Consider the following 13,205-nt stretch of genomic DNA (forward strand, 5'->3'; position numbering starts at 1 on the left):
CTCACTAAGCGCTTGCTTAGCGGTGCTCCGCGGCCCTAGGGTCGGGCCATGCGTGCCGTGCAGATCACGACGCTCGACGGGCCTTCGGCCGTCGAGGTCACCGAGCTCCCCGACCCCACCGCCGCCGACGGGCAGGTGCTCGTGCGGGTGCGGGCCGCCGGCGTCTCGTTCCCCGAGGTGCTGCAGACCCGTGGGCTGTACCAGCTCAAGCCGGAGCTGCCGTTCGTGCCGGGCTCGGAGGTCGCGGGCGAGGTCGTCACCGCCCCCGAGGGGTCCGGCTTCTCCCCCGGCGACCGGGTGGCCGGGTTCTGCATGCTGGGCGGGTTCGCCGAGTACGCCGTCACCCAGCCCGACATGACGTTCCACCTCCCCGACGCCGTCTCCTTCGAGCAGGGCGCGTCGGTGCCACTCAACTACCTCACGGCCTACTTCGCCCTCGTCGAGCGCGGGCGGATCGCACCGGGTGAGCGCGTGCTCGTGCACGGGGCCGCCGGAGGCGTCGGCACGGCATCCATCCAGGTGGCCAAGGCGTTCGGTGCCGGCCACGTCATCGCCGTCACGTCGACCGCCGAGAAGGGCGCCGTGGCCATCGACGCCGGCGCCGACGAGTTCGTGCTGGCCGACGGCTTCCTCGACGCGGTCAAGGCGTCCGGCAAGGTCGACCTCGTCGTCGACCCGGTGGGCGGCGACCGCTTCACCGACTCCCTGCGCAGCCTCCGCGAGGACGGCCGGCTGCTCGTCATCGGCTTCACCGCCGGCGACATCCCCGAGGTGAAGGTCAACCGGCTGCTGCTCAACAACCTCAGCGTCGTGGGCGTCGGCTGGGGCGCCTACGCGCTCGCCCGTCCCGGGCACGTCGCCCAGGAGTGGGCGGCCATCGCCCCGCACCTGGAGTCGGGTGCGCTCACGCCGCCGATCGGCGCCACGTTCGGCCTCGACGAGGCGGCTCAGGCACTCGCCACCATCGACGAGCGACGCGCCACCGGCAAGGTGCTGCTTACCCCGTGACGCACTCCGCCCGACGCCGCTGGTTCGCGCTGCTCACCCCGGGGCAGACCACCGGGATCATGCTCGCGGGCCTCGACGTCGTCGGCGGTCCGGTCGTGCCGCTCGCGGAGGCCACCTACGCCGACGCCGACGCGGCACGGGCGGCGTTCGGCCACCCCGCGCCGGCTCCGGGCGCGGGTCGGTTCGTCGACTTCCTCGTGGTCCCGGAGCTGCCGGGGGTCGAGGTGCGCGACGGCGTGCTCACCGACACGCGCGCGCCGTCGGGCACCGAGCTCTGGCGGCTCGAGGCCGACGGTCGACGACGAGTCGTCTCGTACTACGACACCCCCGCCTACGGCTGGCGCAACGGCCGCGGCGACGTGCGGCCCGCGCAGCACGTCGGCCTGCGGGCCCGCTACGCGGGTGGAGGTGACTACGTGGCCGCGTTCGAGGACGGTGTCGACGGCGTGCACCTGGTCGCCGTCGGCGAGGACCCGCCGGAGGGCTTCGCCTGGACGAAGGTCGGCGTCTCCCGCCGTACCGTCCCGCTGTCGGACGTCGAGCTCTACGACGCGGCCACCGGGGACCCGTTCGCCCACACGCCCTAGCGGGGACGCGGGAGGAACGCGAGCTGCGCCGTCTTGTGCCCGAGGTCGACCACGGGACCGACCTCGAAGCCCTCACGACGGAACCGGGCCACCGACCGCTCGTTGAGCACGTCTGGCTCCACGACGATGCGCCGCACCGACGGATCCTCGAGCACCACGCCGAGCAGGTACCTCGCGAGCGAGCCGGTGAAGCCCGGCCGACGCTCCCCGGGGCCCACGAACAGGTGCACCCCCAGGTCACCCGGCTGCACGTCGTAGGCCTCCCCCACCGGGTCGTGCTCGGGCTCGTAGGTCTGGAAGACGGCGACCGGGACGGTGTCGGCCCGGTGCTCGTGGACCAGGTAGGCGTGGTGCGTCCCGAGGGAGTCGAGGTAGGCGTAGACCTCGCCGACCTCGTCGCGGGTGTGGTCGGTCATGCCCCAGAACCGGGCACGCTCCTGCGTCACCCAGCCGTGCAGCAGGTCGAGGTCGCCCACGGGGTCGACGGGTCTGTGCGTGAAGGGGGGCGCGAAGGGGGGCGTCTCCGCCATGTCAGGGCTCCTCGTGGTCGGGCTGCATCGGCGACGTGGACCCGGCGGCCCACACCTCCAGGTCGTCGGGGACGGTCCACCGGCTGCGGGACCGGTCGGCCAAGCACCACACGAGGCGCGCGACCGGCCCCCGCCACACGCGGTCGTCGACGCCCGGCACCGACGACGTCGACAGCACGCACCCCTCGTCACCGCCCAGTCGAAGGGCCGGCCCGCCGAGCGGGGTGAAGGTGTGCACGTCCCCCCACGCCGTCGGCGCCGACAGCTGCGGAGCCGCCTCGCGCAGTGCCAGGCGCAGGACCTCCTCCAGGTCCACTCCCGGCACCCGAACACCGGCGGTCTCCAGCCATCGATCCAGGGCCAGCGCCACCCGCGGCTCGGGGCGCAGCCAGGGGGCGAACAGCTCGCCGGGCCCGGTCCACAGGTCTGCCGACGGCTCCCGCAGCGGGGCGAGCGCCGGGTGCTCGACGAGGCGACGCACCGCGGCCGAGCGCAGCGCCGCGAAGAGTGCGGCGTCCACCGAGTCGGCGTCCATGCGCCGGTCCCACGCGACGATCCGGTCACGCAGCTCGCGCACCTGCTCGGGCTCGCCTGCGAGGTCCAGGCCGGCGAGCCGGCGCTGCCAGTGCTCGGCCGGCAGCAGCAGCGTGTCGGCGTGCAGGGCCGCGGCCTGCTCCACGTCGAGCACGGGGCGCTCGTCGATCAGCTGCTCGAGCCGGCGCGCACGGTGCGGCGGGGCGAGCTCGTCGGCCAGCGCCGCGCTGTGCTCGCCCTGGCGGTGGTTGGCCGTCACCTGGTGCTCGTCGGCCCCGACCTCGCGGCGGTGCGGCACGACCCATCCGGCCCACTCCCCCGAGGCAGCGCGCCAAGGAACCCGGCCGGCCACGCGGTGCAGGACCGCACCCTCGACGTCGGCCACCAGCACGTCGTTGACCGGCTCCACCCAGTGGTCGAGCGCGGCGTCGACGTCGGCCACCGACCGGGCCCGCAGCAGCGGCAGCAGCGCGGCGAGGCCGAGGTCGTCGACGAGCCAGGGCACGGTGCGCACGGCAACGCCGGAGCCGTCCGGGTGCTCGAGGACCAGCGGACCGTGCGCCGTCACCGGGACGCCGTCGACCACGTCGCGCGGCTCCTGCGCCGACACGTCGGTGAGCTGCTGGGTGTCGGCCATCGCGTTGGTGATGGCCCACGCCACCGTGCCGGTGTGCCCGAAGTGCTGCACGCCCGGCACCCCCGGGAAGGTGAGGCCGACGACGTCGACGTCCTCGTTCCTGGCGACGAGCCGCACCTGCTGGTAGACGCCCGGCACGGTGACGATGCGGTGCGGGTCGGCACCGACGAGCGGCAGACCGTCGGCCGATCGCCGTCCACCGACGACCCAGGCGTTGCTGCCCGAGAGGGCCGGCACCTCCTGCGCGAGCGTCCCGACGGCATCGGGTCCGAGCACCCGCGCGACGTGCCGACGCCAGAGGTGGTGGCCGAGGCTGCCGAACAGTGCGTGGTGCACGGCCATCACACCGAGCGACGTCCAGTCACGCCAGGCGTCTAGCCCACCCGCGCGGACGCCCGCGGCGTAGGCGTCGACGAACGCCCGCGTCTCGTCGTCGAGCCGCTCGTGGGCGCGCCGGGCCGTCCGCGCCAGCAGCGACCGCGCGCAGAACGCGTCCCACGGCGTGCTCGTGGTCGACTCCACGTGCGCGAGGTCCTCGAGCAGACGCTCCCGCGACACCTCGGCCGTCGCCCGACCCTGCGCGAACGCCAGCCCCTCCAGCGACGTCGCCTCCACCCTCAGCACCGTCACGCCACACCCCCGACCCGCGTCCCGAAGGGTTGCCGACGGTTCCCGCCCGAGAGAGCCGTCGACAACCCTTCGGGACGCGGGGTGGGGGCCGGGGTCATCGGCCGTGGAGGGGGTTGGCCAGGCGTCCGACGAGCTGCAGCGACTGCGCCTGGTCGGCGAGGTCGACCATCTCGAGGGTGTTGCGCAGCTGCAGCCGGTTCAGGCACGAGTGCTCGAAGTCGGGTGCCAGCAGGTCGTACCGCGCGTGCTGGGCGGCCAGCTCGGGGTGGTCGGCCTGCAGGTCGCGCAGGCACGCGGCCGCCACGGTCCAGAACTCCTCTCCCGACAGCACCCCGTCGTCGGCGAGGATCGCCGCGAGGAACCTCAGGAAGCCGTCGAGCACGTCGGTGAGCACGGCCAGCGCCTGCTGGCCCTCCGGCACCCGGGCCCGGATCCGCTGCACGGCCTCGGGCAGGGAGTCGAGCGGGTGTGCCTCGGGTCCGTCGGCCGCGAGCAGCGCGACCTCCTCGCCCACGTCCTTCATGACCGCGCGCACGGGCACGTGGTCCCGCAGCACGAGGATCAGGTTCTCCCCGTGCGGCATGAAGGCCAGGTCGTGCGCCCACAGGCAGTGCGCGACCGGCCGCAGGTAGGCGTCGAGGTAGCGGCGCACCCAGTCCGCGGGCGCCAGCCCCGACGCCCGGATCGTCGCTGCGGCCAGGCTCCGCCCCTCGCGGTCGCGGTGCAGGAGCGACGCCATGGTCGCGGCCCGCTCCCCTGCCCCGAGCCGCGGCGTCTCGCGCCACAGCGCGGCGAACATCTTCTGGTACGGCCCGCGGCGTGCGACGGCCACGCGCTGGTAGACCCCACCGGTGTAGCCGACGGCGGCCCGCTCGCGCAGCACCGTGAACCCGCACCGACGCAGCTCGGCATCGTCCTCGACGAGGGCGTGCACCCAGTCGTTGATGGCGGGCGTGCCGCGCATGTAGTGCGGCGACAGCCCCCGCATGAAGCCCATGTTCTGCACCGACAGCGCCGTCTTGACGTACATGCGCGACGGGTCGGTCACGTTGAGGAACGTCCGCACCGACTGCTGCGCACGGTAGGCGTCGCGGCTCGTGCCGAGCGGCACCACGTCACGTCGGGCGACGTCGGCCGCGAAGGTCACGGCCAGCTTGTTCGTCCACTGCCAGGGGTGCGCCGGCACCAGGAGGTAGTCGCGGGGGTCGAGGCCGAGGTCGCGCAGCCGCGTGTCGAAGGCGTCGCGCTGGTCCGCGTCGAGCTCGTCGGCGTAGAGCGCGTCCTCGTCGAGGCCCTCCCCCAGGGCCAGCACGGCGTGCTCGCGGCGGACGCCCAGCCACACCAGCTGCACGTCGCTGCCGGTCTCGGGCGCGAACGCGCGGTAGTCGTCGAGCCCGTACCCGATCCGACCGTTCGTGGCGAGGAACGCGGGATGCCCCTCGTGCATGGCGGCCTCGACCGTGGCGAGGTCCGCGTCGAGCAGGTCCTCGACGGTGTGCGCGTGGTGGGTGTCGGTCCAGCACGCCGCCGCGAGCGTGGCACTCAGCTCCTCCAAGTACACCGCCACCAGGTGGTCGGGGATGCCGAGCTCGTCGTGCAGCTCGGCCACCAGCTCGAGCACGTCGACCGGCAGCGTCGCCTCGCCCCCCTCGGTGGAGTCGTCGGACCGCAGCACCGACCACGGGTCGACCGACCAGTGCTCCGGCTCGTGCACGTGGGCGTGGAACCGCCACGTCGAGGAGGTGGTGCGCACCTCCCACCAGCCCCCCGCATCGGCCACCGGCTCGGGCGACAGGAGGCGCTCGTGCGTGAGCTCGCCCAGGGCCTTCGCGACGAGCCGACGCTGGGCGCGCTCGAGCGTCACCGGCTCCAGGTGGTCGGCGGTGTCCAGGGCCTGGGGGTCGAGGATGTGTGGCGTCTCCAGCAGGGCGGTGGGGGTCATGCGACGTCTCCCGTCGGGTCGTCGGTCGCGCCGAGCTCGCTGGCGGCGAAGCCCTCCGCCGTGCAGGTGCTCAGCAGCGCCCTCTTGTCGGGCAGGTCGATCTCGCGCTCGGCCACGAAGCCGGCGCGGGCGTTGAGGTCGTGGATGGCGGCGTTGCGGGCGTCGGGCTCCACCACCACCCGGCGGGTCGTGACGCCGTCGTGGCCCGGGAGCGTGAAGCAGTGCCGCACGACGGCCGCGAAGACGGCCGCCGTGAAGCCGTGCACCGGCGTGTCCGTCGGCGCCACCAGCACGTGCATGCCGAGGTCGCCCGGCTGCGTCCTGTGGATCGACGCCAGGGGAGAGTGCGCCGGGTCGTAGGTCTCGGCCAGGAACGAGGGGGTACCTTCTGCCGGCCACGCCCCGGCACCCCCGCCGGGGCCGGTCCGGCCCAGCCAGGCGTCGTGGTGGGGGCTCGCGACGATGTCGGCGTACTCGCGTCGCACGTCGTCGACGCTCGCGCCCTGCATCATCCAGAACACCGACCGCGGGTGGGTCACCCACGCGTGCAGCAGCGGGGCGTGGCGGTCGACGTCGAGCGGCTCCAGCCCGATCCTCATCGATCCGGGCCTCATTGATCCGGGCCTCATCGACCCGGGCCTCATCGGTCCACCCCCGACAGGGCGCGGTCGTCGGCGGGTGCCCCGAACGTCTGGAAGGCGATGCGCTCCTCCACCGGGTACACCTCCCGGCCCGCCATCGCGTTGACGATCACCGACGACCGGAAGGCCCCCATGCCCAGGTCGGGGGCGACGAAGCCGTGCGTGTGCTCCTCGGCGTTCTGCACGAAGACCCGGTGGTCGGCGTCAATCGTGTAGTCCGACGCGACGGCGTACCGGCCGCGCTCGTCCCACCTGACGTGGTCGTGCAGCGGTTCCACCAGGTCGGGCAGGCCGGCCCGATACCCGGTGGCCAGCACGAGCGACGCCGTGGTGGTGCGGAACGGCACGTCGGTCTCGTCGTGGCGCAGCTCCAGGCCGACCCGACCCGCCTGCGTGTCCCACGACGCCGACGTGAGCGTGGTGCCGGCCAGCAGGTCGGTCGTGACCGGGCCGTCGACGCTCAACCGGTAGAGCGTGTCGTAGATGTCGTCGACGAGGTCGCCGCTGATGCCCTTGTAGAGCGGCTTGTGCTCGCCGACCAGCCGGTCGCGGACCTGCGTCGGCAGCGCCTGGAAGTACGCCGTGTACTCCGGCGACGTCATCTCCAGCGTCAGCTTCGTGTACTCCATCGGGAAGAAGCGCGGCGACCTGGTCACCCACGTGAGGTGGTAGCCGCACCGCCCGGCGTCCTCCAGCAGGTCGCGGTACACCTCGGCGGCGCTCTGCCCGCTGCCGACGACCGTGATGGAGTCGGTGGCCTGGAGCGCCTCCTTGCGCGGCAGGTAGTCGGCGGTGTGGACGACGGTCCCACCGTGCCCACCCTCGAGCAGCGCGCGCGCCGCGTCGGGCACGTGCGGACGCGTGCCCACGCCGAGCACCACGTGGCGGGCCGTCAGCGTGGTGGGGCCGTCGGCCGTCAAGGCGGTCACCGTGAACAGCTCGCCGTCGCGGCGGACCGACTGGACGTGGTGACCCAGGCGCACGGGCAGCCGCTCGGCGGCCCAGCGCAGGTAGCGGTCGTACTCGCGGCGGAGCGGGTAGAAGCTCTCGCGGATGTAGAACGGGTACAGCCGCCCGACCTGCTTGAGGTAGGCCAGGAACGAGTAGGGCGACGTCGGGTCGGCCATGGTCACGAGGTCGGCCATGAACGGCACCTGCAGCGTGGCCTCGGGCAGCATCATGCCCGCGTGCCACGACACGTCGTCGCGGGACTCCAGCACCACGCCCCGCAGGCCGGTGGGCTCGGCGAGGGCGGCCAGTCCGAGGTTGAACGGTCCGGCGCCGACAGCCACGAAGTCGAGGACCTCCTGCCGGCCCCGCCCGGCGGGGGTGCCGGGCCGTGGGCGGCGATCCGGCACAGTCATGCGTCGACCTCCTCGCGGTCGAGCTCGAGCAGGTCCTCACCGGTCGAGCGCACCCGCTCGAGCACGGCCACGACGTCGTCGAGCGTGGCCGCCGGGTTGAGCAGGGTGAGCTTGAGCCACGCCCGCCCGTCGACCTTCGTGCCGGCGACGACCGCGCGACCGTCGCCCCAGAGGGTGCGCCGGATCCGGGGGTTGAGGTCGTCGGCGAGGTCGTCGGCGAGGCCGTCGGGCCGGTAGCGGAACACGACGGTGCTCAGCTCGGGCTCGGCCCGCAGCTGCAGGTCGTCCTGCTCGCGGACCCAGTCCGCCGTCGCGTGGGCGAGGTCGATCGCGGTGTCGAAGCCCTGCCCGATCGCGTCGGCACCCATGACGCGCAGCGTGAGCCAGAGCTTGAGCGCGTCGAACCGGCGGGTGGTCTGCAGGCTCTTGTCGACCTGGTTCGGCAGGTCGGCCGTCCGCGGGTTGAGGTACTCGGCGTGGTAGGTCACGTGCCGCAGGACCCCCGTGTCGCGCACCAGGACGGCGCTCGCGCTCACGGGCTGGAAGAACGTCTTGTGGAAGTCGACGGTGACCGAGTCGGCCCGCTCGATGCCGTCGAGCCGGTGCCGACGTCGAGGCGACGCGAGCAGACCACCCCCGTACGCGGCGTCGACGTGCATCCACACGCCGTGCTCGGTGCACAGGTCTGCGACGGCACCGAGCGGGTCGATCGCACCCAGGTCGGTCGTGCCGGCCGTGGCGACCACGGCCATGGGGACGAGGCCGCGGGCGAGGCAGTCGTGCAGCGCCCGCTCCAGGGCGACGGGGTCCATCCGATGCCGGGCGTCGACGTCGACGGGCACCACCGCGTCGGCGTCGAGGCCGAGGATCGTGGCCGACTTCTGCACGCTGAAGTGCGCGTCGGCCGAGCAGAACACCCGGAAGCGAGCGAGCGAGTCGGCGTAGGCGAGCCCCGGGTCGACGTGGCCGCGCAGGAAGGTCTCGCCGCGTGCCATGAGCAGCGCCTGCAGGTTCGACTGCGTGCCGCCCGACGTGAACACGCCATCGGCGGTCCCGCCCTCGGCGGGGACGGCGAACCCGATGCGTCCGGCGGTCCAGTCCACCAGCCGGCGCTCGATGAGCGTGCCGCCCGCGCTCTGGTCCCAGGTGTCGAGCGAGGAGTTCACGGCCGAGACGAAGAGCTCGGCCAGCAGCGCCGGGACGACCACGGGGCAGTTCAGGTGGGCGGCGTATCCGGGGTCGTGGAACCAGACGGCGTCGTCGAGGTACACGTCGCGGAGCTCGGCGAGCGCGGCGTCGACGTCGACGGGCCGGTCCAGGTCGACGGCGTCGACGGCGCGTGCGACGTCGGTGACCGAGCGACCGCTGAAGGGCGTCCGGACGCTGCCGAGGTGCTCGGTGAGCACGTCGAGCCCGGCGCGCATGGTCGTGGCATAGTGCTCGGCGTTGGCCGGGCTGAACAGGTGGTCGTCCACCATGCTCCTTCCCCCGAAGATCGTGTAGGCAAGCCTTACCTAAGCAAACCCGGACCGCCCCGGCAACCTGCTGGGAGCCACGTCACACCTCACCCCTCGGAGACGCCCGTGCACCCGCTCACCGGTTTCTGGCGCTCGATCGAGGCCCTGCACTCCGTGGTCTACTTCGCCCCCGATGCCCAGTCCCGCTACGAGTCCCTGGGGCTGAAGGGCTACTGGATGGGCTACGCCGCCTCGCGCGCCGGCGCCCTCGGCACTCCCGCCGCCGCAGTGGTCGTGGCCACCTTCCACGGCTTCGCCCCGCGACTCGTCGAGCGGGCCGTCCCCGACGCGTGGCGGATGGCCGACCCGCAGGCGGTGCTGGCGGAGCGGCTCGCGATCGCCCGTGACGTGCTCGGTCCCGCCCTCGCCGGGCACGACGTCGAGCGTCTGGCCGCGCGCCTCGCGCAGGTGGTCGGTCGCGCCGACCTCGCGGGGAAGCCGCTGGCCGCGGCCGAGTCGTCGCTGGCCGTGCCCGACGACGCGGTCGGTGCCCTGTGGCGCCACGCGAGCGTGCTGCGCGAGCTGCGCGGCGACGCCCACGTGTCGGTGCTCGTCACCGCCGGTCTCGGCGGGGCCGCCTCGAACGCCCTGCAGGTGGCGCTCGGCCGGGCTCCGGAGCGTCAGCGCTCGGTCCGAGGCTGGACCGAGGACGAGTGGGCCGAGGCGCTGGAGGACCTGCGCCGTCGCGGCTGGGTCGACGCCGACGGCGCACCCACCGACACCGGCCGGGCCGCCCGCGAGCGCCTCGAGGACGCCACGGACCGTGCCGTCGACGCCGCCCTCGACACCGAGGCCACGGCGCACGCGGTGTCGGTGGAGTCCGACCTGGTCGCCGCCGCCCGCGCCGTGGTCGCCGCCGGTGCCATCACCTACCCCAACCCCATCGGCGCCCAGGCCCCCTAGTCACCGCGTCTCGGACGTCCTGCGGGTCAGGGTCAGCACGACGGCGGCCGCGAAGGCGCTCACCGAGCACACGGCCCACACGGTCAGGTAGCCCGAGAGGGGCGCGGTGCCGAGCGTCGGGTCGTCGATCGACCCGGTCGACGCCAGGGCGATGGCGAACACGGCCGACGCGATCGCGCCACCCACCGTCTTGGTCGCGTTGGTCATGCCGGTCGCGAAGCCGGTGGCCTCCGGCGGCGCGGCTGCAGCGGCCGCGGCCGGGAGCGCCGCCACGAGCAGCCCGGACCCGACGCCGGCGACGCCCATGTTGGTGAGCGTCTGGGTGGTCGTGTCGTGCAGCGGCAGGAACAGCCCGTAGCCGACACCGACGACGGTGCAGCCCGCCACCATCGCCCCGCGCGGGCCGAGCGTGCGCGAGAGCACCGGCAGGAGCAGGGCACCCACCACCATCGTCACGACGTAGACGCCGATGAGCGTGGACACGAAGGCCGCGGACGCACCGAGGCCGAAGCCCGCGACGTCGGGATCGGTCCGCGCGAAGGTGGACAGCGGGATCTGCGCGCCCAGCACCGACATGCCGAACAGGAACGCGGTCAGCTGCACCGGCCACTGGGCCGCGCGGACGAACGTGTGAACGTCGATGAGCGGAGCGACCCCGTCCTCGGGTCGGGCGGCCAGCCCTTGCTCGTACCGGACGAGCACGGAGAGCGCCGCGAACGAGAGCAGGACGAGCGACCACGGGACCGGGGAGCCGACGCCCATCAGCCGGATGGCGATGAGCCCGCCCATGAGCAGCCCGAGGGTCACCGTGAGCCACGCGAGCCCGCCGTAGTCGTACCCGCCCGACGCCTGTCCGCGGTCACGCTCGATGCCGAACCACACGATCGCGAGGCACACCGTCACGGCCACGGCGGGCAGCGACAGCAGCACCGTCATCGACGTCGACTCCACCAGGGCGCCCGACGTGAGCGCACCGACGATCACGCCGGTCTCGAGCGCCGCCACCAGGAAGGCGGCCGACCGACGGGTGAGGCGGTGCTGGTCGGGCGAGCCGGCCGTGCGGCGGTGGATGATCGCCACCTCCACGGGCAGCCACACCACGTACGCACCCTGCAGCGCCCAGCCGACGAGGAACGTGGAGAAGCCGGGCGCGAAGGCCAGGGCCCAGGAGCCGACCGCCGTGACCGCCGTCGACACGAGCAGGACGTTGCGGTGGCCCCACAGGTCGCCCAGCCGCGACAGCAGCGGCACCGCGAGCGCCGACAGCACCAGCTGCGCGGCCTCGAACCAGTTCACGTCGGCGTCGCGGATGCCCAGGTGACGCGCGATGTCGGAGAAGATCGGCGTGTAGAAGCCCTGCAGGATGCCGCTCACGACCTCGACGGCCACGAGGAAGCCGACCACCGCCCACAGGCCGGTGTTGACCTGCCGCCCGCGGCCCGGCGCTCCCGCCGGAGTGCTCTGCCGCCCACGGCCCGGCACTCCCGCCGGGGTGCTCTGCCGCCCACGGCCCGGCACCCCCGCCGGGGTGCTCACAGCGACCTCAGCAGCGCGACGTACCAGTCGACGCCCTCGAGCCAGGCGGCCACGTGCACGTGCTCGTCGAAGGAGTGGATGGAGGCGCGTTGCTCCTTGCTCATCCGCAGCGGGGCGAACCGGTAGACGCGGGGGCAGATGTCGCAGAAGAAGCGGCTGTCGGTGCCGGCCATCATCACGTAGGGCGTCACGATCGCGTCGGGGAAGACGTCGGCGATCGTGCGCTCCAGCAGCGCGAATGCACCCAGGGCCTCGGGCTCGGTCGTGGGCGAGAGGGGACTCGGCTCGTTGGCCTCGACCACGTCGACCGCCACCTGCCGGTCGCCGACGGCGTCGCGCACGTGGTCGAGCGCCGACGCCACGCTCTCCCCCGGCATGATCCGCAGGTTCACCTCGGCCCGCGCCCGGGCGGCGATGACGTTGTGGGCGGGCGCACCGGACAGCGTGGTGGCCACCATGGTCGTCCGCACCATGGCGGCGGTCTCGGGCCCGGCCGCGACGAGCGCACGACCGAGCACGCCGGGCGGGGTCCGGGTGGCGCCGGTCAGGAGCGCACGCAGCGGCAGCGGCAGGTGGCCGGCCAGCCGACGCAGCAGGTCGACCGTGGGGCCCGGGACGTTGATCGGGAACTGCTTCTGGTCGAGGCGCCACAGCGCGCGTCCGAGGCGGGCGGTCGGGCCCTTGGGCGCGGGCGTGGACGAGTGACCCCCGCGGCCGGTGACGGTGAGCGAGAGCGTGGTGGTGCCCTTCTCCGTGGCGCCGACGACGGCGACCGGCGCACCCACGCCGGGAAAGGCCTGGCCCGCCACGGCACCGCCCTCGTCGAGGACGAACCATGGCTCGACGCCGCGTCGCCGCAGCTCGTCGACCGCCGCGGGTGCCGACGGTCCGGACACCTCCTCGTCGGCACCGAAGGACAGCCACACGTCCTGCGCCGGCGTGAGACCGTCGGCGAGCAGACGCTCGACGGCGGTGCAGATCGCCACCAGCTGCCCCTTGTCGTCGAGGGTGCCTCGGCCCCAGATCGCTGGTCCCTCGGGGGTCTCGACGACGTCGGCGGCGAAGGCGGGGTGCGTCCACGGGTCGTCGGGCGTCACCGGCACCACGTCCTGGTGGGCCATGAGCACGACCGGACGGTCCGAGGACGTCCCGGCCCACCGCCACAGCAGCGCGCGCGGTGCGGCCTCGCCCGGGTCGACCCGCTCGAGCCGCTCGTGCAGCAGCGGGAAGTGCTCGGCGAGGAGCGCGTGCAGCTGGTCGAAGGGCGCCGGGTCGGTCAGGTCAGGGTCACGCTCGGCGACGGTGGGCACGCGGATCGTCGCGCGCAGGACCTCGACGTCAGGATGCACTCCCCGACGCTAGCCCGCGGCCGGGGT

11 protein-coding genes are annotated in these 13,205 nt (G+C 73.8%); 3 read left to right on the plus strand and 8 right to left on the minus strand.

What is annotated here, in order from left to right; translation table 11 throughout:
• The first annotated feature begins 48 nt into the window (after positions 1-48).
• Positions 49-1,008 (plus strand): NADPH:quinone oxidoreductase family protein, encoded by a 960-nt coding sequence (locus NBW76_RS00345; RefSeq protein ID WP_055961164.1) that lies wholly within the window; start codon positions 49-51, stop codon positions 1,006-1,008.
• Entirely contained in the window at positions 1,005-1,595 is a 591-nt protein-coding gene (locus NBW76_RS00350; RefSeq protein ID WP_056551881.1) for a hypothetical protein, read from the plus strand. The genes NBW76_RS00345 and NBW76_RS00350 overlap by 4 nt, the downstream gene beginning before the upstream one ends.
• On the opposite strand, the gene NBW76_RS00355 is transcribed toward NBW76_RS00350, so the two are convergent.
• From NBW76_RS00355 to NBW76_RS00380, 6 genes are all read right to left on the minus strand, one after another.
• Positions 1,592-2,125, minus strand: coding sequence for a GNAT family N-acetyltransferase (locus NBW76_RS00355; protein WP_056551884.1), 534 nt, complete (start codon positions 2,123-2,125; stop codon positions 1,592-1,594). The genes NBW76_RS00350 and NBW76_RS00355 overlap by 4 nt on opposite strands.
• A 1-nt stretch (position 2,126) precedes the next feature.
• A complete protein-coding gene (locus tag NBW76_RS00360; protein WP_056551886.1) occupies positions 2,127-3,926 on the minus strand; it encodes a penicillin acylase family protein in 1,800 nt (599 codons plus the stop codon).
• A gap of 94 nt (positions 3,927-4,020) precedes the next feature.
• A complete protein-coding gene (locus NBW76_RS00365; RefSeq protein ID WP_056551889.1) occupies positions 4,021-5,868 on the minus strand; it encodes an IucA/IucC family siderophore biosynthesis protein in 1,848 nt (615 codons plus the stop codon).
• On the minus strand, positions 5,865-6,467 hold the full coding sequence (locus NBW76_RS00370) for a GNAT family N-acetyltransferase (protein ID WP_056551895.1): 603 nt from the start codon (positions 6,465-6,467) through the stop codon (positions 5,865-5,867). The genes NBW76_RS00365 and NBW76_RS00370 overlap by 4 nt, the downstream gene beginning before the upstream one ends.
• A 41-nt stretch (positions 6,468-6,508) precedes the next feature.
• Entirely contained in the window at positions 6,509-7,873 is a 1,365-nt protein-coding gene (locus NBW76_RS00375) for a lysine N(6)-hydroxylase/L-ornithine N(5)-oxygenase family protein (RefSeq protein WP_082480859.1), read from the minus strand.
• Entirely contained in the window at positions 7,870-9,351 is a 1,482-nt protein-coding gene (locus NBW76_RS00380) for an aspartate aminotransferase family protein (RefSeq protein WP_056551900.1), read from the minus strand. Before NBW76_RS00380 ends, NBW76_RS00375 begins: the two co-directional genes overlap by 4 nt.
• Before the next feature lie 105 nt (positions 9,352-9,456).
• Here NBW76_RS00380 and NBW76_RS00385 point away from each other — a divergent pair, with 105 nt between their 5' ends.
• Complete coding sequence (locus NBW76_RS00385) at positions 9,457-10,293, plus strand: hypothetical protein (protein ID WP_056551903.1); 837 nt, start codon at positions 9,457-9,459, stop codon at positions 10,291-10,293.
• On the opposite strand, the gene NBW76_RS00390 is transcribed toward NBW76_RS00385, so the two are convergent.
• Together NBW76_RS00390 and NBW76_RS00395 are read right to left on the minus strand one after the other, a co-directional pair.
• The gene (locus tag NBW76_RS00390) at positions 10,294-11,829 is read right to left on the minus strand and encodes an MFS transporter (protein WP_235492837.1); all 1,536 of its coding nucleotides are present in this window, start codon (positions 11,827-11,829) and stop codon (positions 10,294-10,296) included.
• Complete coding sequence (locus NBW76_RS00395; protein ID WP_056551906.1) at positions 11,826-13,178, minus strand: M20/M25/M40 family metallo-hydrolase; 1,353 nt, start codon at positions 13,176-13,178, stop codon at positions 11,826-11,828. Before NBW76_RS00395 ends, NBW76_RS00390 begins: the two co-directional genes overlap by 4 nt.
• Between the last annotated feature and the right edge of the window lie 27 nt (positions 13,179-13,205).

The sequence above is a fragment of the Aeromicrobium sp. Leaf245 genome, assembly GCF_942548115.1.
GTDB lineage: Bacteria > Actinomycetota > Actinomycetes > Propionibacteriales > Nocardioidaceae > Aeromicrobium.

Excerpts from the sequence above, each read along its gene's own strand:
- NBW76_RS00355 (WP_056551884.1), bottom strand. The coding sequence starts at position 2,125 with ATGGCGGAGACGCCCCCCTTCGCGCCCCCCTTCACGCACAGACCCGTC.
- NBW76_RS00380 (WP_056551900.1), bottom strand. The coding sequence starts at position 9,351 with ATGGTGGACGACCACCTGTTCAGCCCGGCCAACGCCGAGCACTATGCC.
- NBW76_RS00370 (WP_056551895.1), bottom strand. The coding sequence starts at position 6,467 with ATGAGGATCGGGCTGGAGCCGCTCGACGTCGACCGCCACGCCCCGCTG.
- NBW76_RS00345 (WP_055961164.1), top strand. The coding sequence starts at position 49 with ATGCGTGCCGTGCAGATCACGACGCTCGACGGGCCTTCGGCCGTCGAG.
- NBW76_RS00365 (WP_056551889.1), bottom strand. The coding sequence starts at position 5,868 with ATGACCCCCACCGCCCTGCTGGAGACGCCACACATCCTCGACCCCCAG.
- NBW76_RS00375 (WP_082480859.1), bottom strand. The coding sequence starts at position 7,873 with ATGACTGTGCCGGATCGCCGCCCACGGCCCGGCACCCCCGCCGGGCGG.